This window comes from Ilumatobacter fluminis, from assembly GCF_004364865.1.
Classification (GTDB): domain Bacteria; phylum Actinomycetota; class Acidimicrobiia; order Acidimicrobiales; family Ilumatobacteraceae; genus Ilumatobacter; species Ilumatobacter fluminis.
Window position 1 is genome coordinate 4,127,918 of sequence record NZ_SOAU01000001.1, and the last position, 20,599, is coordinate 4,148,516.

17 protein-coding genes are annotated in these 20,599 nt (G+C 68.0%); 6 read left to right on the plus strand and 11 right to left on the minus strand.

All coding sequences use genetic code 11. The features are described 5' to 3' along the window. Positions 1 to 25: 25 nt before the first annotated feature. Both BDK89_RS18700 and BDK89_RS18705 read left to right on the plus strand, forming a co-directional pair. On the plus strand, positions 26 to 1,426 hold the full coding sequence (locus BDK89_RS18700) for an NAD(P)-binding protein (protein ID WP_133870394.1): 1,401 nt from the start codon (positions 26 to 28) through the stop codon (positions 1,424 to 1,426). 49 nt (positions 1,427 to 1,475) lie between these two features. Then, complete coding sequence (locus tag BDK89_RS18705) at positions 1,476 to 3,044, plus strand: class I adenylate-forming enzyme family protein (RefSeq protein WP_133870395.1); 1,569 nt, start codon at positions 1,476 to 1,478, stop codon at positions 3,042 to 3,044. A gap of 10 nt (positions 3,045 to 3,054) precedes the next feature. Here BDK89_RS18705 and BDK89_RS22610 read toward each other — a convergent pair whose 3' ends face one another. After that, positions 3,055 to 3,471: a RidA family protein gene (locus BDK89_RS22610; RefSeq protein ID WP_424955291.1), complete on the minus strand. Its 417-nt coding sequence runs from the start codon at positions 3,469 to 3,471 to the stop codon at positions 3,055 to 3,057. Between the two features lie 14 nt (positions 3,472 to 3,485). Next, positions 3,486 to 4,310 (minus strand): alpha/beta fold hydrolase, encoded by an 825-nt coding sequence (locus BDK89_RS22235; RefSeq protein WP_133870397.1) that lies wholly within the window; start codon positions 4,308 to 4,310, stop codon positions 3,486 to 3,488. Between the two features lie 71 nt (positions 4,311 to 4,381). On the opposite strand from BDK89_RS22235, the gene BDK89_RS18720 reads away from it, so the two are divergent. Continuing rightward, positions 4,382 to 5,176 carry an IclR family transcriptional regulator gene (locus tag BDK89_RS18720; RefSeq protein WP_133870398.1) on the plus strand — a complete coding sequence of 265 codons (795 nt, stop codon included), beginning with the start codon at positions 4,382 to 4,384 and terminating at the stop codon, positions 5,174 to 5,176. Positions 5,177 to 5,355: 179 nt separating this feature from the next. Continuing rightward, entirely contained in the window at positions 5,356 to 5,622 is a 267-nt protein-coding gene (locus tag BDK89_RS18725; protein WP_133870399.1) for a hypothetical protein, read from the plus strand. A gap of 98 nt (positions 5,623 to 5,720) precedes the next feature. On the opposite strand, the gene BDK89_RS18730 is transcribed toward BDK89_RS18725, so the two are convergent. The 6 genes from BDK89_RS18730 to BDK89_RS18755 all read right to left on the minus strand — a co-directional run bounded on the left by BDK89_RS18730 (position 5,721) and on the right by BDK89_RS18755 (position 13,008). Continuing rightward, positions 5,721 to 6,035: a hypothetical protein gene (locus tag BDK89_RS18730; RefSeq protein WP_208294128.1), complete on the minus strand. Its 315-nt coding sequence runs from the start codon at positions 6,033 to 6,035 to the stop codon at positions 5,721 to 5,723. Next, positions 6,032 to 7,360 carry a TFIIB-type zinc ribbon-containing protein gene (locus BDK89_RS18735; protein WP_133870400.1) on the minus strand — a complete coding sequence of 443 codons (1,329 nt, stop codon included), beginning with the start codon at positions 7,358 to 7,360 and terminating at the stop codon, positions 6,032 to 6,034. Before BDK89_RS18735 ends, BDK89_RS18730 begins: the two co-directional genes overlap by 4 nt. A 37-nt stretch (positions 7,361 to 7,397) precedes the next feature. Next, entirely contained in the window at positions 7,398 to 8,633 is a 1,236-nt protein-coding gene (locus BDK89_RS18740; RefSeq protein ID WP_133870401.1) for an SHOCT domain-containing protein, read from the minus strand. A gap of 153 nt (positions 8,634 to 8,786) precedes the next feature. Continuing rightward, positions 8,787 to 9,815, minus strand: a complete 1,029-nt coding sequence (locus tag BDK89_RS18745; protein ID WP_133870402.1) for a 50S ribosomal protein L11 methyltransferase — start codon at positions 9,813 to 9,815, stop codon at positions 8,787 to 8,789. Between the two features lie 10 nt (positions 9,816 to 9,825). Next, a complete protein-coding gene (locus BDK89_RS18750; RefSeq protein WP_133870403.1) occupies positions 9,826 to 10,716 on the minus strand; it encodes an SDR family oxidoreductase in 891 nt (296 codons plus the stop codon). 111 nt (positions 10,717 to 10,827) lie between these two features. Next, a complete protein-coding gene (locus BDK89_RS18755; RefSeq protein WP_133870404.1) occupies positions 10,828 to 13,008 on the minus strand; it encodes a peroxidase family protein in 2,181 nt (726 codons plus the stop codon). A 206-nt stretch (positions 13,009 to 13,214) separates the two neighbouring features. Between BDK89_RS18755 and BDK89_RS18760 the strand changes: the two genes are divergently transcribed. Beyond that, the gene (locus BDK89_RS18760) at positions 13,215 to 14,393 is read left to right on the plus strand and encodes a M48 family metallopeptidase (RefSeq protein ID WP_133870405.1); all 1,179 of its coding nucleotides are present in this window, start codon (positions 13,215 to 13,217) and stop codon (positions 14,391 to 14,393) included. 48 nt (positions 14,394 to 14,441) lie between these two features. Here the strand turns inward: BDK89_RS18760 and BDK89_RS18765 are convergent, their stop codons facing one another. Further along, entirely contained in the window at positions 14,442 to 15,377 is a 936-nt protein-coding gene (locus BDK89_RS18765) for a homocysteine S-methyltransferase family protein (protein WP_133870406.1), read from the minus strand. A gap of 74 nt (positions 15,378 to 15,451) precedes the next feature. Here BDK89_RS18765 and BDK89_RS18770 point away from each other — a divergent pair, with 74 nt between their 5' ends. Beyond that, positions 15,452 to 18,088, plus strand: a complete 2,637-nt coding sequence (locus tag BDK89_RS18770; protein WP_133870407.1) for an ATP-binding protein — start codon at positions 15,452 to 15,454, stop codon at positions 18,086 to 18,088. Positions 18,089 to 18,109: 21 nt separating this feature from the next. On the opposite strand, the gene BDK89_RS22240 is transcribed toward BDK89_RS18770, so the two are convergent. Beyond that, the gene (locus BDK89_RS22240) at positions 18,110 to 18,922 is read right to left on the minus strand and encodes a hypothetical protein (protein ID WP_208294129.1); all 813 of its coding nucleotides are present in this window, start codon (positions 18,920 to 18,922) and stop codon (positions 18,110 to 18,112) included. Positions 18,923 to 18,957: 35 nt separating this feature from the next. Continuing rightward, a complete protein-coding gene (locus tag BDK89_RS18780; protein WP_133870408.1) occupies positions 18,958 to 20,517 on the minus strand; it encodes a DUF389 domain-containing protein in 1,560 nt (519 codons plus the stop codon). Positions 20,518 to 20,599: the final 82 nt, after the last annotated feature.

The following is a 20,599-nucleotide window of genomic DNA, read 5'->3' on the forward strand; positions in this document are numbered from 1 at the left end:
GGGCGGAGATGCGAGGATGGTCGGGATGAGCGAGATCGAGACCGACTACCTGATCGTCGGAACCGGGTGCGTCGGCATGGCGTTCGCCGACACCCTCGTCGACCACTGCGACGCCGACGTCGTCATGATCGACTCCCACGCCGAACCCGGCGGACACTGGAACGACGCATACCCGTTCGTGACGCTGCACCAGCCGTCGTCGTTCTACGGCGTCGCCTCGACACCGCTCGGGCGCGACCGGATCGACACGACCGGCTTGAACGCAGGGCTCGGTGAGCTGGCAACCGGCGCCGAGATCCAGCAGTACTTCCACGGCGTCATGCACGACCACCTGCTCCCGACCGGACGCGTGCGCTGGTTCCCGAAGAGCGTCTGGGACCGAGACGGTGGCTTCCGGTCGCAGCTGACCGGTGAGACGCATCGCATCACGGCCCGCCGCCGGATCGTCGACACGACCCACCTCAAGACGACGGTGCCGTCGACGCACACCCCGTCGTTCGAGATCGACCCTGATGCGCGCTTCATGCCGCTCAACGATCTCCCGAAAGTGACCGAACCACCGGCCGGCTGGGTGGTCGTCGGCGGTGGCAAGACGGCGATGGACGCCGTGCTGTGGCTGCTCGGGGCGGGCGTCGACCCCGAGGCGATCACCTGGATCATGTCGCGCGACGGCTGGTTCATCCCGCGCGAGACCGTGCAGCCCGGACCCGATCGGTTCCGGCAGACGTTCACGGCACAGGCGCTCCAGTACGAGGCGTGCGCCGCAGCGACAGACGTCGACGATCTGTTCGCCCGTCTCGAGGACGGCGGCGTGCTCGTCCGACTCGACCCCTCTGTGGAGCCGAGCATGTTCCACGCGCCGACGGTGAGCGCTCCGGAACTCGAGGCGCTGCGGAGCGTACGCAATGTCGTCCGCCTCGGACGGGTGACCCGCATCGGCAGTCACGAGATCGAGCTCACCGGCGGCACCATCCCGACCTCGCCGGACCACATCCACGTCGACTGCTCGGCGAGCGCTATCCCGAAGCAGGCGCCCACCACCATCTTCGACGGTCACGTCATCACGCCGCAGACGGTGCGGGCGTACCAGCCGGCGTTCTCGGCGTCGGTGCTCGCATGGATCGAAGCATGCGTCGGCGGTGGCGACGACGCCAAGAACGCGCTCGCCACCGTGGTGCCGATCCCCGACGACCGGCTCGACTGGCTGAAGCTGACCGTCGCCAACGCGGTCAACATGCGGGCGTGGTCGGAACAGCCGGAGATGACGAGGTTCCTCGACCAGAACCGGTTGAACGGATTCAGCCGGACCGTGCGAGACGTCGACACGTCCGACCCGGACAACGTGGCGCTGCTGATGCGGATGCGAGAGGCGGTTCTGCCCGGCGTCATGAACCTCGTGAAACTCATCGGCGACGCCGAAGCCTGACCCGGTCGTCCGGTCGCAGAGCGGTCCCGGCTGCGTGGTACGACATGGCATGGATCTGCTGACGGGGCACGCAGCCAACCAGCCCGACAAGATCGCGGTGATCGACGACCGCCGTGGACGCACGGGGCAGGGTGACGACATCCGCACCGCCACGTACACCGAACTGGAGTCGCGCGCGAACCGACTCGCCCGCGTGTTGCTCGACCACGGTGTCGGCACCGGCGACAAGGTCGTGTGGTGCGGCCAGAACTCGATGGGCATCGTCGAGATGGTCAACGCCGCCCGCAAGGTCGGCGCCGTCGCCGTGCCACTCAACTACCGCCTCGCCGACGAGGAAGCCGCGTACGTGGTCGACCACTCCGACGCGACCACCGTGTACGTCGACGCCGACTTCGCACCGATGTTCGCCCGGGTTCGCGATGCGATCCCGAAGGTGGCGACGATCCTGGTCTTCGACGGCGGCGCCGACCGGGTGCCCGAGGGGATGACGGCGTGCGACCCGCTCGTCGATGCGGCGTCGGCCGAGCCACCGCCGCCGCCCGACGAGGAGATGGCCCGCGGCGCCACGATGATCTACACGTCGGGAACCACCGGCAAACCGAAGGGCGCCTACCGACACGCGGCCTCGAGCGCAGCGCAGAGCGCCGCCATGCTCGAGTTCATCGGGTACCGCCCCGACGACGTCTACCTCACGACCGGGCCGCTCTACCACTCGGGTCCGGGCGGGTTCATGGGCATCGGGCTCGCCATGGGTCAGACCATCGTCCTCCAACGCAAGTTCGACCCGGAAGACTGGCTCCGCCTGCTCGAGACATACGGGGCCACGTCGACGTTCTCGGCCCCGACGCCGATCCGGATGATCTGCAACCTGTCCGACGAGGTGAAGGCCCGGTACGACCGTTCGTCGATGCGGGTGATGATCGCCAACGCCGCTCCGTGGAGCTTTGCCCTCAAGCAGGCCTACGTCGCCGACTTCCCGCCCGAGTCGCTGTGGGAGGTCTACGGCTCGACCGAACTCGGCGTGAACACGGTGATGCGTCCCGAGGACCAGATGCGCAAGCCCGGGTCGTGCGGCAAGGAGGCGCCGATGGTCGAGGTGCGGCTCTACGGGCCCGACGGCGATGTGGTCACCGACACCGGGCCCGAGGCGACGGGCGAACTGTTCGTCCGGTCGTCGGCGGTGTTCGACGACTACTACAAGCAGCACGACAAGTACGAAGAGGACCGACGCGACGGCTTCCAGACAGTGGGAGACATCGCGTACCGCGACGACGAGGGCTTCATCTACATCTGCGACCGCAAGAAGGACATGATCATCTCGGGCGGGATGAACATCTATCCGGCCGAGATCGAGGCGGCCCTCGAGGCACACCCCGACATCTACGAGGCTGCGGTGTTCGGCATCCCGAGTGAGGAATGGGGTGAGACCGTCCACGCGATCATCGTCGGCCGGCCCGGCTCCGGAATCGACGAGGCAGCGGTCGACGAGCACGCCCGGGCCCACCTGGCGAGCTACAAGATCCCGCGTTCGTACGGTTGGCTCGACGAACTCCCCAAGACCGGCTCGGGCAAGATCCTCAAGCGCGACCTCCGGGCCCCCTTCTGGACAGACCGGTAAGCGGTCGGCGTCACCGTCGCGCGAGGACGGCGACTGCCTCGATCTCGACGCGGAACTCCGGTTCGGCGAGCGCCGCCACGCCGATGCCAGTCAGAGGTGCCATCGGCGGAGCGATGCCGAGACGGTCGCAGGCCCGAGCGACACCATCGCCGAACTGGGGAAGCACAGCGGGGTCGAGGTCCGTGACGTAGGCAGTCAGCTTCACGACATCGTCGAACGTGGCTCCAACTGCACCGAGCGCGGCGGCGACATTGAGGTAGCACTGTTCGACTTGGGCCGCGACGTCATCGCCGCCGACGTGGGCCCCACTGGCGTCCAGGGCTACCTGGCCGGCGATGAAGACCATCTGTGATCCGGACGAGACGGCGACCTGATGATGCGTCGGCGTCGTCGGAAGGGTGTGGGGTGTGAGAAGCCGTACGGGCACGATTCGTCTTCCGGTCAGGCGACGGCTGTCGGCCGGTCGAGGAAGTCGAGCGTGGCGGCGTTGACGATGTCCGGCTGTTCGATGAGCGGGCTGTGGCCAGCGCGCTTGAGTCGCCACAGTTCCGCATCGGGGATGTGCTCGAACAACTCGTCGGACCATGCCGGAGGTCGAGCATGATCTTCGACGCCCGACACGATCAGCGTCGGAGCGATGATCGACGCCAACAGATCGACTGCGCTGTCGCGCTCGACGACACCGCGCATCGCCGGTGCGAGGCGCGGTGACAGCAACTCGATGTGACGACGCCATCGTTGGATGCGTGCTTCAGCCGCCTCGCTCGCACGCGCTGACGCCGCGAAGAGGATGCCCATGAGCAACTCGACCGTCTCCTCCGAGTAGCCCTTGTCGGCGACCTCGTCGACGAGCCCCGTGAACGCCGCTCGCTGGTCGAGTGGTTCGGCACAGGCGGACGTGCCCATCAACACCATCCGGTGTATCCGGTGCGGTTGCCGTGCCGCCATCCGGACGGCGACGTCGCCGCCCATCGACTGGGCGACGATGCTGAATCGTTCGATGCCGAGCTCGTCGATGACCCTCCAGAGGTCGTCGGCAGCGTCGTCCATCGTCACGATCGTCGACGCCACTTCGTCGAGCCGGTTCTCCTGGCCGAGGAACTCTGGCGCGATGAATCGGAAGCGACCAGCCCCGGCAGCGATCAGGTCCTCGAACATGTGCGGTGAGAGGAACAGCGAGTGGAGACAGATGACGGCATCGAGTCCCGTCTCGGACGTGTCGATCATTGCTGGGTACCCCTTGTCGTAGCGAACGCCGCGAACCATATGGACCGGCCACGGGCATGTCAATATGTGACGGATCTTTCATATACCGAAATCTGAACTAGAATGCCAGCATGCCCTCATCTGAGTCGCCGACGTCGACGCCGCACACGTTGCAGACCGTCGACCGAGCGTTGAGCTTTCTCGAGTTCGTCGCGACCAGCGACGAACCCCCGGCTGTCAAAGAGGTTGCAGCGGCGCTGCAGCTGAACCTCACCACGAGCTACCACCTGCTCAGAACGCTGGTGGCGAGGGGCTACCTCGAACGCGACGACGCAGGTCGACTCCGTCTCGGCGGTGGCGTCGGCACGCTGTCGCACGCATACCTGAGCGCCCTCGACGTCCGCCACGACCTCACCGTTCTGGTCCGCCAGATCAACGACGCGACGAACGAGACCGCGTTCCTGTCCACGCTCGACGGCCGCAGCGTCATTCTCAAGGAGCTCGTCGAAGGAACTCAGCCGCTCCGGGTCGGTGGTCTCACCGTCGGATACGCCGGCCCCGAGCTCCGACGTGCGTCCGGACGCGCCGTCCTCGCCTTCTTGGATGACGGGCCGCGGGACGACATCGTGTCGCGCAACCTGCGATCGATGCCCGCCCGTGAGCGCGAATCCGCACGGCGGACAATGGAGGAGGAACTCCGCCGGATACGCGATCGCGGTTTCGCAGTCGACGACGAGACCTCAGAAGCCGGGGTCACGGGCATCGCCGCACCGATCTTCGAGCACGCCGCGAGCGTCTATGGAGCCATCGGCCTGGTCGCACCGACCAGTCGGGTGGCCACGTCCCACGACCACTACGTCGATGTCGTGGTCGATGCCGCGCAGCGGGCCACCCAACTACTGGGGGGCGCCGCAACGCTCCGCTGATACCCCCTCGGCGCCTTCCCGAGCGACAAGGCGGCTCTCATCACACGGATACGAGCGGCGCTCTTGCCGGGCGTCATGAACCTCGTCCAACTCCTCGCCGACGCCGAAGCCTGAACCCGACGTGCACCATCGCCGAGCGTCTCGTTGACGGCGTCCGCACGACATGGGATGGTGACGACATGGGCACTCTCAGCGACGACCAACCCACCGAGGAAGCCGAGCTCCGGCGCCGTCTCGGCGAGATCTACGACGAGCTGGCCGAGGTGCCGAGTACCGAGATCGGACGACGAGCGAGCCTGCAGCACGAACGCGACGCCATCGCGGAGCGGCTCCGCTCGCTGGCCGCGAACCCCACCATCAGCCACGCGTGGACCGACCGGGCGGGGCTCCGGCCGTCGGGCGACGTCACCCCCGTGATCGTCTCGCCGGGCGAGGGCGGCGGCTGACCGCTACCGGCACGTTCCCGGGTCGGGTGATCTCCCGGAACGTCGACTCCGTCGCCGTCCCGTACGACACCCGACCCGAATGCACCCGACTCGAAGGGTCAGCGGGCGCGCATCACGCGGCGACGGTGATCGGATTGGTTCCGGCCGTCGATGCTCTTCTTCTTGGTGCCCTTGATCGTCTTGATCTTGCTCTCGTCACCGGTCACCGACTGCGCCTCGATGCGGGTCTCGCGCTCGAACGCGTGGGACTGGTGGGTGTTGCGGTAGTACCGCCACGAGACGTAGTAGACGCCGCCACCGCCGGCGGGCCCGGCGAGGAGGAGCCATCCGGGCACGCCGCCGTCGTCGGACGACGCGGCGAGGACGACGGTCGAGAACACCGCAGCGAGTTCGGCAGCGAGTGCAGCGATCATGACGTCGCCACCATGAGTGCGATCACGCCGGCGTCGATGACGCCGCCGACCGACACGGCCGCTGCGAGCAGCCGCTTGTGCGAGACGGGCACGCTGCCCATCACCTCGCCGGTCCGTCCGTTCACGGCGATGTAGTGCACCATGCCCTTGCCCTTGACCTCGTGGTAGTAGGAGTACAGCCAGACCGGGAGGTACATCGACACCCACCGCGTACCGTGCACATCGAGCTTCTCGACCTCCCAGCACACCCCGCGGTCGAACTTCTTCACGCTCGGCTCGACCTGCGAGCGAGCGATCGAGAGCAGCTGATCCTCGACCTCGGGGACCAGATGGGCGACGTCCTGGTCGCGCTTCTCGGAGGTGTACCCGGTGAGGTAGCTGGCGTTCCACTTCACGGCGTTCTCGGTGTCGAACGGCAGGATCGTGTTGATGATGTTGTTCGTGTTCGCCGACGAGTCGAAGTTCGCTCGCTCGGCCGACGACTCGACGGTGAGATCGTCGACCGTGAAGTCGACGTGGCGACGGACCTCGTAGCGGTCGGCGTCGTACACCGTCTCCTCGTTGTCGCCAGAGCCTCTCGTGTACTTGCGTGTCTGGATCTCGCCCTTGCCCGTGATGTCAGCGCTCGCGTTGCTGTCGACCACCATGTACGGCATGTAGACGCCGACGATGTTCTCCGGCTTGAACTCGGCGGCGAATGCCCGGTCGGCGAAGAGCTTGCGCTTGCCGGCGAACGCCCTGATCCGCTCGACGGCGTCGCCGTGCGTGATCGTGAACGGCAACACGGCGTCGGGCACAGCGCCGTTCGGGATCTGCTCGTTGACGGTGAGCACGTGGCGGCACCAGTGACACCGGGCCGTCATGTTCTCGGCGGTGTTGACGACGACCTCGGCACCGCAGCCCGAACACTTCATCGTCATGACGACGTCGACCGAGGCGTCGATGTCGGACGCGCCCGAACCGATCGTGGTTCCGGTCAACGTCGTCAGGTCGCCGTTCTCGATCGTCTCGTCGAGCCGGGCCTCCGACCACTGGTGACGGCAGAACAGACAGATGAGCTCACCGGCGGTGGCGCGCAGCTGGACATCGGTCGAGCCGCACTTCGGGCATCGGTTGATGCCGTCGTCGAGACCGTCGTTGCTGGTGTCGATCACGGGGTCGCCGGTGTCGACGACGTCGTCGAGCGTCGGGACGGTCGGATCGGCCAGATCGGTGGGATCGCTCGGGGCCGTCGGCGCTGCTGCAGCGCCGTCGGCGGTTGCATCTGGATGGGAGCCGCGAGCGGTCGACGGGTCGCCCGCTCCCGGCGGCGGGAAGTTCGTCATGTCGGTACCGACGTGATCGAGTCAGGGTCGCCCGGGCTCAGAGCCCGAGGACCTTGTTCTTGGCGGCGTCGTAGTCGTCCTGGGTGATCAGGCCGGCATCGAGCATCTCTTTGAACTTCGCGAGCTGGGCCACCGGATCGTCGGCGGGCGCCGCCGGTGCGGCGGGTGCCGGTGCGGGCGGCGGTGCAGCGGCTGCGCCGGCGGCGGGCGGCGGCGGGGGCGGCGGGGTGCTCTGGGCACCGATGCCGGGCACCGGCTGCTGGAGCCCGCCCAGGCCGGTCGCGCCGGCAGCCATGCCGAGGCCGACCAGGCCGGCGGCACCGCCGTTCTCACCGGCGCCTTCGAAACCGGCGGCGACCGACGCCTGCAGGTTCGAGTTGCCGCGGGCGCCGGACAAGGCGTCGGCACGCTGGACGTTGCGCAGCAGTTCGCGGGTGTTCTCGTCGTACTCGATCGAGATGATGGCGGTCGAGATGATCTCGAGGCCACGGCCGGACGCCCACTGGTAGTTCTGCTCGACGGCGGCGGACAGGCTCTGCGCGAAGCCGATCGAGTCCTGCTGGATCTTGGTGATCCGGTTGCCCTTCGACGGGTCGTTCGTGTACATCGAGAACGCCGGGGCGAGCGAGCCCACGACCTCGTTGAACAGCTGCGACGCAGCGTCGTTCTCGATGTCGGTGAAGTCGAACACCTGGCCGGGCTCGAGGTACTTGGCCGGCATCCAGGCCTGCATGAACAGGATCGGGTCGGTGATCTTCAGGGTGTACGTACCGCGGGTGACGGCGCCGACCTGGGCGTTCATGTAGGCGTCGTCCCAGTAGATCTCCGATTGGGTGCCGAAGCGGTTGTTCGGGAGTTCCTTCAGGGTGACGAAGTAGGCGCGCTGTTGGGCGCCGGGGCGTCCACCGAACTTGAAGCGTTCCCACGAGGTCTTGATGAGCGGGCTGACGATGCCGTCGCCGGCGAAGATCGACTGCGAATCCTGTTCTTCGCTGTTCCACTCGTAGGCACCGGCCTCGGCGGCGAACCCGGTGATCGCGCCCTGCTCGAGCAGGATCAGGCCGTAGCCCTCCGGCACGATGATGCGGCTGCCGTTGGTGATGATGTCGTCGGAGCCCTTGGTGTTCGAGCCGCGGCCGGCGTTCTGCTCACGCTTCTCGGCCGCGAACACCGCGGCCGTCGGCGCCAACCGGTCGGGCACCGTGAAGAAGTCCTTCCACTGGTCCGCAAAGGTGCCGCCGAGTGCACCAACCGCTGCCTGAATGAGTCCCATTGCGCAGATCTCCTCGTGTCCGCCGAGCTGTGAATTGGCGAGTGTAGAACCGGTGGTGGACCCGACACCAGGGATTACCCGGCCGCACGACGGAAAACCGCTGGTCAGAAGCCTGCCGCACCGCCGGCGACGGCGCTTGCCGCGCCGACGGGTTCAGCGCGCTCGGACCTGCCACGTCGACGGCTCGACCAGGACGCCGAGGTCGATGTCGATGTGGAGCGAATCGCCCGCGGCGATCGCTCGGTCGAGGCGGAAGACCCGGTTCCCCCAGCTCGTCACGGGGTCGAGAGGTGAGGTCGAGAGCACCGTCTCGTCGTCGAACTGCGCCTCGAACCACACGGCGCAACCGTCGGCGATCGCGTCCGAGGTGGCGGTTCGTTCGACGGTGTACGACGTCGCCAGGTCGAACGGCGTCGCGAGGTCGGCCAGGTCGAACTCGAGCACCGGCTGCGGAGCGCCGACGGTTGCGGCGACCGAGCGGGGTCGGAGCCAGAAGAGGTCGTTGCGGCCGGCGTCGAACCGTTCGGCGACCGGTGACCGTTCCATCCCGCTCAGATCGATGTCGTCGGGGAGGTCGATGTTCCAGAAGCGCCGGATCCGCATGTCGTCGTGGAGCGTGATCGGTTCGACGAACAGCCGGAACCGTCCGGGCAGGATGCGACCGCCGGGGCGGAGCACGCGGTCGCGCAGGTCGAGGATGTTCTGCAACATGTTCTCGTTGAACAGCTCGTCGCCCATCTGCTCGTGGAGGATGACGTCGACCGGCTCGGGCGCGACGAACTCCCGGCTGTTCGCTCGGACGAACTCGATGTTGGTCACCCCGTTGAGCCGGGCGATCTCCTCGGCGACCTCGATCACGTCGCTGTGCTCGACGGCGTAGACCTTCTCGGCACCGGCCTTGCTCGCCATCAGCGCGAGGACGCCGGTGCCGGTGCCGAGGTCGACGACGACGTCGCCCGGACCGACGTTGCGGTGGATCCCGCGGTGGTACGCCTCGATGCGAGGGGTGTCGGACAGCATCTCCTCGTGGGCCTCGAGCCCGGCGAACGTGTCGCCGTTGATCAGGTCGTAGGCGATCGACATGAGTCGGTCGCTCGACGCGATCCGTGTGGCGACGAACTCCATCGTCGAGCGGATCGCCTTCGAACTCGCACGCTGCACCGAGTCACCCATGGCTGCCATGGGTCGCAGGCTATGGGCCGGTTCGGGTGAACTCGTCCGCCAGGTGATGGGTGCCGATCGGCTCACCGACCATGTCCTGTTCGCCCATGACGGCGAACATGCGCAGGTTGGCGCCGGCGTTCGGGTTGACCGGGCCGATCAGCCTGCCGATCGCTCGGACCACACCGCTCGGAACGGTGCTCACCTTCTCCGTTCGACGGCCGGCTCCCTCGAACGCGAGGTGGGCGACGTCGGCCTGCGACAACACGTCCGGTCCGCCGACGCTGCGGTCGCTCGTGTCGTCGGAGGCGAACGCTTCCCGGATCACCTCGGCGAGGTCGGCTCCGTGGATCGGGTTGATGCGGGTCCGACGGTCGCCGATCAGCCAGACCCGGCCGCGTTCGGCCATGTCACGGAATGCGCGCATGTCGTTGAAGAAGCCGGTCGGACGGATGATCGTCTCGGTCATCGGGCCGGCCCGGAGCCGATCGACCACCCGCTCGCGCGCCTCGATCAGCGGGGAGGCGGCGCGTAGCTCGTCGCCGCGCAGGATCGACACGAACACGAATCGTCCGACGCCTGCTCGTTCCGCCGCGTCGACCAGGTTCAGGTTCGCCCGCTCGTCGACGTCGCGGAAACTCGGGCGACGCCCGAACGATCGGGTGCCGATCGACGAGAACGCCGCATCGGCACCGTCGAACAGGCCGTCGATCGAGTCGGGCTCCGTCGGTCGGCCGACGAACACGTCGTCGCAGTAGTCGGCGGCATCGCCGAGTCGGCCGGCGTCGCGCACGAGGGCTCGTACTCGCCAGCCGTCGTCGTACAGCGCTCGCACGACGTGACCGCCGAGGTAGCCCGTGGCGCCGCACACGACGACCGTGCCTCGGCTTCTGCGCTGGGCGGGTTCGGGGGGTGTGTTCATGATCGTTCCTTTCGGTGACGTTCGACAGCGTCTCCGGCACCGGGGTGAGCACGCCTCACGCCATCGGCGCGCTCACCCGGGTGAATCACCCCGACCCGCCCGGCCGACGCGTCAACCCTGCTGACGCCGGTGACGTCGGCCATCTCGATCCGCGTCGCCGTCTCGATCCCGCGGTCGGTTGGAACGGCGTCGCTCACCGTCCACCTGGTCCTCGTCCGATTCGTCGTCAGGTGTCTCGTCGCTCGTCCCGCCGTCCGCCGCGTCGGCTGCCTGATCGTCCGACGCATCGCTCGGCTCCTCCGTTGCCTGCGGGAGGAGGAAGACGTTGTCGGCGATCTCGGCGGGCTCGACGTCGGAGTTGGCGACGATGACGTCGGCGAGGGTGCGCCGATAGTCGATGCCGTACTCGTCGGCGATCAGGTCGAGCGCACCGTCGTTGCCGTAGAAGAAACGGTCGCCGTCGCGCAGCGCCGCGAACTGGGAAGTCCACATGGCGAGCTGCAACTCGCCGAACTCGGTGCCGTCGACGTGCGCTTCCGACACCATGCCGGTGAAGGCATCGATCGAGTCGACGTCGCCGTAGATGGCCTGCAGCCGCGCTGCGGTCGTGGTCCGCCGCACTGCCGTGACCGTGTCGCCGTCGGCTTCGTCGGTGCCGGCCTCCAGCACGTTGCCGTCGGCATCGGCCAGGTACACGAAGTCGAGGATGTCCGGATCGTCGATCGGGTTCTCGAGGTCGATCTCGGGATCGTCGGGCCATTGGTCCGTGTCTTCACCGGTGATCTCGGTGAACGACTCGACCCGCTCCAGACCGTACGCCTCTCGCAGGTCGTTGTACGACGGCATCCCGTGGTCGGCGGCGCGGATCATGTCGAGCGCTCCGAGATCGTTCACGATCGTGAAGCAACCCGCGATCTCGGTGCCGTCGAGACACGAGGCCGGATCCTCCACGTCGGGACCGGGCACCTGGAACAACACGCTGCGGAGCTGGTTGTCGATCTGTTCGTCGTTCGCGTATGCCGCTTCCGATGCGAGGCCGGCGAGCATGCTGCCGAGCCCGACCTGTTCGAGCAGGCCCGGGTTGCCGAACGCGACGTTGAGCGGGATGGCGTACTCGACCACGTCGCTCGCGACGGTGACCTCGACCCCCTGCGCCTCGAGCGCTGCGATCTCGTCGTCGGTGATGGCCGACCGGTCGATCTCACCCTCGAACTCACCGTGGATGGTCGAATGGGCGCGATACCCGACCGTGGCGAACTCGTTGGTGATCGTCGGGTCGACGGTCGGGTCGTAGCCGGTGTAGTCGTCGAGTTCGACACCCATCGCCGGGAGGAACTCGTTGTAGGTGATGTACTGCTGCAGCGCCGCGACCGAGCGTTGGGCGATCTCGAACTTCGTCTGTTCGTCGAGGTCATCGGGCAAGGCGTCGACGATCCGGTTGTGCTCGAGCGCGAACAGCGTCTGGACGGCGGTCAACCCGAGGTTCTCGTTGACGCGGACATCGCCCGCGATCACGGCCGACGTCGGGTCGGCGAACAGGCGGCCGGCGAGTTCGACCTCCGGTGTCTCCGTGTCGGGTCGGGCCTCGCTCGTCGGGAGGTAACCGTCGACCAGCAGGAGCGAGGCGTCGTTGTTCGTCGGGTCGCCGTCGACGGTTCCCGCTCGGAGCCAATCGAGCCGCTCGTCGGATCCGCCGTACACCGCCCAGGCGTCGATGTAGGAACTGATCGTGTTGATCTGCTCACGAACGCTGTCGTCTCCGGTGCCGGCGGCGGCAGCCGACCGGGTGGTCGAGATCGCACCCAGATCGTTCGTGAACTCCTCGAGCGGGTCGTCGGCATCGAAGGCGACGACGAGATCCTCGTCGCTGCTCTCGCGCAGACCGATCGTGTGGTCGATGAACTGGCCCCACACGAAGCTCCAGTGGGTCACGCCGTTCTCGGAGAACACGTTCTGGTTCACGTCGTTGAAGATCCGGTTCGAGACGGAGCGCTGGTCGGGCCCGTCGACGAGTGCGCCGACATCGTCGGCGTAGTTCGCCTCGGCGACGCGCGTGTAGATGGTTCCGGCCTGGCCGAGCGTCGGGTCGTCGACGTTGTTCCCGAACCCGTCGAGGGTGCGACCGTCGGCGAGCTCGACGGCGAGCTCGTCCGACACGCCGTCGTCCGGCGTCTGCGCGGCGACGGTGCCGGTGCTGACGGCGACCGGAACGACGGCGGCGACGAGCGCGAGACGTCGAGAGATCGGAAGGACGACGCAGCGGCGTCGCCCAGGGCTGGATTCGTGTGGCATCGATTGCTCCTTGTGATGTCGGTCGAGCGGTGTGCACCGGCGGTGCCCTGCTCGGTGATCACGACGTTCGCCTGGCGGGGTAAGGGACCGGGGCGGCGGCACGAAAGGAGTTCGAAAGCCTCGAGCCTCACGCCCGGCCGGCTCGGTGCAATCTCTCAGCGATCTCACAGTCCGAGCGGCGACACTGGACCCACCAGCGCGACCCGATGACCATGGACTTCACCGAGCACCAACACGACGCCAAGCAGAACACCGTGCTGCTCGTCGCTCTGCTCACGCTCGGCATCCTGGCGATCGTCGCTGCGGTCTCGGCCGTGGCCACCCTGCTGGCCTCGTACGGCACCGGCGAGTTCGACCCGGTCGCGGCGATCACGATCGCCGCACCGATCACCGCCATCGCCGTCATCGGGACGTCACTGATGAAATCGAGCCAGATCCGCCGTGGCGGAGGCGCCTACGTGGCGACCTCGATGGGTGGGAGGCAGATCGATCGCGGCACCACCGATGTCGCCGAGCGTCGTCTCGTCAACGTCGTCGACGAGATGTCGATCGCGTCGGGTTCGCCCGTGCCCGATCTGTTCGTGCTCGATCAAGAGACGAGCATCAATGCGTTCGCCGCCGGGTGGAGTGCCGACCGATCGGCCATCGGCGTCACCCGCGGCGCGCTCGACCAGCTCACCCGCAGCGAACTCCAGGGCGTCGTCGCCCACGAGTACTCCCATATCACCAACGGCGACACGAGGGTCAAGACCCGCATCATCGGGTGGGTGTTCGGCATCGCCGCGCTCACCGTGCTCGGTCGGGTGTTCCTGCATCAGCTCTGGTGGTCCCCCCGTCGACGAGGGCGTGACGACCGCGCCGGGCTGGTACTCGTGGCGGCCGGCTTCGCCCTGATCGCGATCGGCTCGATCGGCACGCTGTTCGCCCGGCTCGTCCAGGCGGCTGTGTCGCGCCAGCGCGAGTACCTCGCCGACGCCACCGCAGTGCAGTTCACGCGCGACCCCGATGGCATCGGCAGCGCACTGATGAAGATCGGCGGGGGCGGAACGGCGAACAAGATCCGGGCCGCCCATGCCACCGAGGCCGACCATCTCTTCTTCACGTCGTCGTTCAGCAGCGCCATGGCCAGCCATCCGCCGTTGCAGGACCGGATCCGTCGGCTCGTTCCCAGCTGGAACGGCCGCTTCATCACGCCGGCGGCTCCCGACCCGGACCCGAACGACGAGCCGATCGGCGGCCTGCGGCCCGGCGACGGCCTCCCGCCACCTCGTGTGCGACCGGACGATCGACCACCGACACCCTGGTTCGGACCGCCGCCCGGGCACCGAGGTCCACCCGGACGCCGACCACCGCCACCCGGTCGTGGTCGTCACCGACCCCGATGAGTCGGTATCGACCACGCCGGGCACCCGGACGGTCGGACCACGACCGGATCACGCGTCGATGAGCAGGGCGCGACTGATCTCGGCGATGTGCTCGTGGTCCGTGCCGCAGCACCCGCCGACCACGCGGAGCTCGGGCAGCACGCTCCTCAGCGCCACGTACTCGTCGAGGAGACCGGGGATGTCACCACGATCGAGCTCGTCGGCTTCGTCGAGTTCGGCATGGCTCGCCGTCGAGGCGTTCGACCGAACCGCTGCGATCCGCGTCAACCACGAGCCACCCTCCCCGAACACGTGCGAGAAGTGGGTCGGGTGGGCGCAGTTGACCATGAAGTACTCGGGTGCCGTCTCGGCGTCGACCTGCTCGATCGCGGACCGCAACGACTGCCCAGACGGCAGGCAGCCGTCGGTCTCGACGGTGAATCCGATGGCGAACGGGACGCCGACGTCCTCACACGCCTGGGCGACACCGAGTGCTTCTTCGACATAGTTCATCGTCGTCGCCGTCACGAGGTCGACGCCCGCTTCGGAGAGCGCTCGGACCTGCAACGCGTGGTAGTTCGTCGCCTCGGCCACAGTCATCGTCGAACCGACGACGTAGCCGTCGCCTCGCGGCCCGATCGCGCCGTTCACGACCACCGGATGCCCCTCGAGGCTCCCGGCGATCTGCTGCACGAAGGCAACCGCGTCGCGGTTGACGCGATCGAGCGCATCACGGTCGTATCCGACGAGACTTGCCCAGTCCGGGTTGGCTCGCCAGGTCGGCGTGTCGAGCATCATGCCCAGGCCACGGTCGGTCGCCACGACGAGGTAGGGCGCGTAGTACTCGGCCAATGCCGTGCGGCCCGCCTCGTCGTCGAGGAGCGGGAAGGCGGCGAAGCAGGGCAGATCGAGTCCCTGCAGGAAGATCAGCGATGTCTCCATGCCGCCGTCGGTGATGAATCCGGTCGAGCGAAGCGACTGGAGGGGGTGGGAGGTGAGTGCCATGTTGGTTCCTTTCTGATGGCGGTGGGTGATTACTCACCTCTCCTGGCGTGAGATCGAACCTTACGATGTGAGACGTGGCCCTGATCGCGCGGGAAGCGGAGCTGGCCGAACTCGACGATCGACTCCGGCGGCACCGCCTCGTCACGATCGTCGGACCCGGCGGCATCGGCAAGACCACGCTTGCACGCGCCGCTGCCGCCGCGGCACTCCCCCGCTTCGATCGCGGCGTCGGAACGGTCGACCTCACCCGCATCGACGAGTCGGCCGAGATCGACGGATTCATCGCGAGCCAACTCGGCTTCCCCGACTTCCGCTCGATGACCGACTCACCCGACCATCGGTCGCTGCTCGTCGTCGTCGACAACTGCGAGCACGTCATCGAGGCCGCTGCCGACGCGATCGACACGATGATCGGCTCGTGCCTCTCGTTCACGATCCTCTGCACGAGCAGAACGCCGCTCGACCTGTCCGACGAGGCGATCGTGTCGCTCCCCCCGCTCGACGTGCCGCCTCCCGACCTCGACGACCCGTCCGCCGCCTCGATGCGGATGCTGACCGAGCGCGTCGTCGACCTCGGCGGTCGAATCACCGATGACGACGTGGCGGCCGCCGCAGAGATCTGTCGTCGACTCGACGGTGTTCCCCTCGCCCTCGAACTCGCCGCCGCGCACGCGCGCACCGTGCCGTTGGGCAGAGTGCTCGACCGGCTCGATGCCCGGCCGGCCGATCTCGACCGCCGCCGCTTCCGCGGCCGGAGTGCGCACCGTTCGGTCGTCGCCGCCGTCGAATGGTCGCTGCAGCTGCTCGACGACGACACCCGCCGGTCGTTCGAGCGACTCGCCGTCGTGAACGGACCGTTCGACAACGCCATGGCGCAAGCCGTCGTCGGCGACGACCGACGACCGATCGACGACCTGCTCGACGAACTCGTCGCCGCCTCACTCCTTGCCGTCGACACGACCGCAACCGACACGCTGTACCGGATGCTGCGACCGCTCCGAGCTGTTGCGCTCGACCGCCTCGGCCGGGACGACGACGCCGTCCGCGACGTCGAGAGCCGGATCGCCGATCACGTCGTCGGACGCGCCGCTGCGGTGCTGCTGAGTTCCGAATCGGACTGGGCCGACCAGCTGCCCCGCCTGCTCGACGGCTACGACGCGATGATCGCCGCACAACGATGGATGCTGGAGCACGACGACGAACCCGACCGGTCGCTGGTGCTCCTCGCAGTGTTCTGGGCAGTCGTCCAGCAGCTGCATCGCGCCGAGGTCGCCGAGGTGGGCGAACAGGTGCTCGAGCGCTGGCCCGACCCGACGACGCCGTTCTGGGTCGACGCTGCCGCCACGGTCGCCACCTGCTATCAACTGCTCGGACGACTCGACGATGCCGTGGCGTTGGCGACGACGGCGCTCGAGCACGCGGACGGATCGGTGTTCGCTCCGGTCACACTGCGTCGCGCCCTCGCCCAGGCAACCCGTCGGATGGGCCGACCCGAAGAGGCCCGACGCTGGTTCGCCGAGGGTGCTTCGGTGGCCGCAGCGAACGTGCCCGGCCTGGCGAGGGTGCTCCGCGTCGACGAGGCGATCATGCTCGCCGAGCTCGGCGACACCGACCAGGCGACCCGGGTACTCGACGCGATCGCGGACGAAGCGTCACGAACCGGAGCAACCATCAACCGAGCGTGGGCGCACTGTGCGCGTGCGACCGTCGCCTGGCTCGCAGCCGACCCGACGGCGGCCGAGCGCGCTCGAGCGGCGATCGACGAGTCGAGGAGCATCGGGTACGCCGCCGGCGAGCTGTACTCGTTGCGCCTCCTCGGCGCGGTGCTGATCGACGACGGAAAGCTCGCCGCGGCGGCATCCGCCGTGCTCGAGCTCCAGAACGGGTTACTCGAACGGCGCGCCGCGCTCGACGCCCGTGCAGTCCTCGATCACGCGGCCCGGCTGCTCGAACTCCACGCCGACGACGATTGGGCCGACCTCGCTGCGACGGCCAACCGGCTCGACACGACGTCGACGCTGACCGCACGCGACGCCGCCGACATCGTCGATCGTGGCAGCGTCGTCGGCCGCGACCTCGGCGTCCGGGACGCACTCGAGCTCTGCCGCGATCGGCTGACAGCCATGGCGAACGACCACGACGCGCCCAATGTCGAAACCGCTGCTGCGCCACCCGCCGGCGGTCCGACGTTGCGGTGTGAGGGCGATGTGTGGCGGTGGACGTTCGACGGAGGGTCGGTCACGACCAAGGCCTCGAAGGGGGCCGCCGATCTGGCTCGGCTCCTCGAGCGGCCCGGTCACGAGGTCTCGGCCCTCGATCTCTCCGGATCGACCAAGATGGCCGACTCCGGCATCGAGACGCTCGATAGCCGTGCCCGCCGAGAGACCGAGGATCGAATCCGTGAACTCCGCGCCGACATCGACGAAGCGGACGCCCACCACGACCTCGCACGAGCCGAGCGAGCGACGGCCGAGATGGACCGCCTCGTCGACGAACTCACATCAGCGCTCGGGCTCGGCGGGCGCGCTCGCCGAACGGGGTCCGACGGCGAGCGTGCGCGATCGGCCGTGACCCAGCGCATCCGGAGCACGATTCGTCGCATCGACGAGCTGCATCCGAAGCTCGGTGCGCACCTGAGCGTGTCGGTCGAGACGGGCACGTTCTGCGTGTACCGTCCGGCCGAGCCGGTCGTCTGGACCGTCGAGCGATGATGGCGACCAGGCCGATCGCCGTCAGCCGGTGACCGTGTACCGGAGCAGGATCGTGTTGTCGACCTCGAGGTCGGCACCCCAGATGAACTGGGCGTCGGAGTCCCAGGCGATGTCGCCGTAGCCGTCCTTGGGATTGACGGCGTCGGCGCTCCACTCGGTGGCGTCACTCCACTCACTGTCGTCGAAGTCGGCGTCGGCCCAGCCCTCCGGGGTCTCGGTGATCTCGAACTCGCAGGTGTCGTCCGGAACAGGATCGTCCTCGCAGTCGGTGTTCAGCGGCGCACGGTGGACGACGAGTGCCGTCCACGCGTCGTCGGTGACGGCGACCACCTCACCGGTCGCAGCGTCGGTCACCTGGGCGATCAGGCCGCCGTCACCCATCTGTTGGTTCTGTTCGCCGATGTACTCGATGCCGGAGTCGGTCTCCTTGAAGTCCTTCGCCTCGATCGCGATGGTGAACGGGTACGAGGCCTCGAAGGTGAACGTCTCGGAGTTGAACGACCGCTCGGTCGTGATCGGCACGGAATCCTCGCCGACCAGTTCGCCGTCGACGTACACCGCAGCCCAGTTGTCGGCCCACACCTCGATCCGGAACGTGGCCGTCGTCGCGAGACCGTCGTCGGCCTCGTCGATGGTCGCGTCGGCCGTCGTTGCGTCGGCCGTCGTCGTGTCACCCGCCGCCGTGTCGGTCGTTGTCTCGGCCGTCGTATCAGCAGTCGTGTCGGTCGTCGTGGTCTCGTCCGATTCGCTGCAAGCGCTCACCACGAGTGCTCCGACGAGGACGCAGACGGTGGCGCGCCGGCGGAAGCGTGTGATTGGGCGGTTCGTGGGCATGGGTGGTTCCTTCGGGTTCGGGTGGCGGTGGGGTCTCACGAGTCGTCGCCGATCGTGATGGTGGCGGATTCGGTGATCGAGATCTGCACGTCGACGGTGTCGACGCCGCCGAGCGCTCGGTCGAGCGCGTCACCGAGGTCGTCGAGATCGTCGGGTTCGGCGGGTCCGGACAACATGACGGTCACCGCCTCACCGTCGACGTCGACCGAGACCAGTTCGTACTCGGCGTCGTCGATCCACGTCTCGACGACGCGGGCGGCCAGATCGTCCTGCGCGCCGGCCTCGTTGAGCGCCTCGGTGTTGGAGACGAGGAGTCCGACGATCACTACGGCGAAGACGCCGACCCACAACGTCCACCCGCCGAGATCCGGAGGGCGGGAGGCTTCGGTCTCGGCCGTGCCGGCGACGACGAATGTCGCCGATCCCATGGCGACGATCGCGAGCGCGTTGGTGCCGAACAGCAGGAGAGCGCCAACGGCTTCGGCGGCGGCACCGAGCTGGGCGGCGACGCCGACGACGGCGAGCGGCGGGACGAGGGCGATCGCGACGGCGACACCCGGCAGCGCGTCGGAAGCGTCGCGTCGCGACAGCGCGAACGCTCCGGCTGCACCTGCGGCCAAGGCGATCGCCAGGTCGAGCAAGGTCGGCGAGACCCGGGACGCGATCTCGGCGTTCGTCGCGACATCGGTACCTCGGCCGAACACAGCGGAGACCAAGTACCCCATGCCGATCGCGACGAGGACGCCGAGACCGGCGACGACCGCTGATCGTCGCAGTTCTGCTCGCCATCCGACGACGAGCGACAGCGAGACTCCCATGAGCGGGACGAGCAACGGGGCGACCAACATCGCGCCGATGACGACCGCAGTCGAGTCGGCGATGATCCCCAGCGACGCGATCGTCGATGCCAACCCCATGAGAATGACGAACCGGAAGATGCGTCGCTCGCGGTCGGCCCCCTCGTAGAGGACCTTGTCTCGCACGGAGTGGTCGGATGATGGGTCCGCGGTGCGTTCGTCGATCGTGTGCAGTCCGAGCAGGGCGATCGCCACAAGCCCCGACGATCGTCGGAGGTCGTCCGTGAGGCGAGCACGGTTGATGCCGGCGATCACGACCGTTGCGGCGACCAGTTCGACGATGCCGATCGACAGTGACAACAGCTCGCGGTCGAACGAGACGACGAGGGCGGCCGCTCCCGCGAAGATCGACAGCGTCATCAGCGCGGCAACCCGACCGAGACGGCGCCAGGCGGCAGACGCGGTCCACACGCCGATGGCGAGCACGAGCACGCCGGCGCCCTGCGTCACCACCTCGATGTACGCCTGACCGTTCCGCAGCAACGCTCCACCGCCGACGACGGTGGCCAGCCCGATCGGGAGCAGTGGCCAGGTCCGGTCACGAAAGGCGGCCCACAGGAGCACCGAACCGCCGAGCAGCAGCCCGATCGCGATCCTCTCGGGCGGGCGGCTGCTCGACGGCGCGGTGAGCGACACGAGTCCCGCGATCACCACGACCGTTGCCGCCCAGGTCACCGGCGCGAACCACCACCGGGTACCCGATGGTGCCGCCGGCGGATCCGTCGCGTGCTCACTCATCGACGCCGAACGTACGGATCGAGTCTGTGAGTTTCCGGTGTCGTTCCCGAGAATCCCCGGCGAGCGGAGGCGGGCTGCGCAT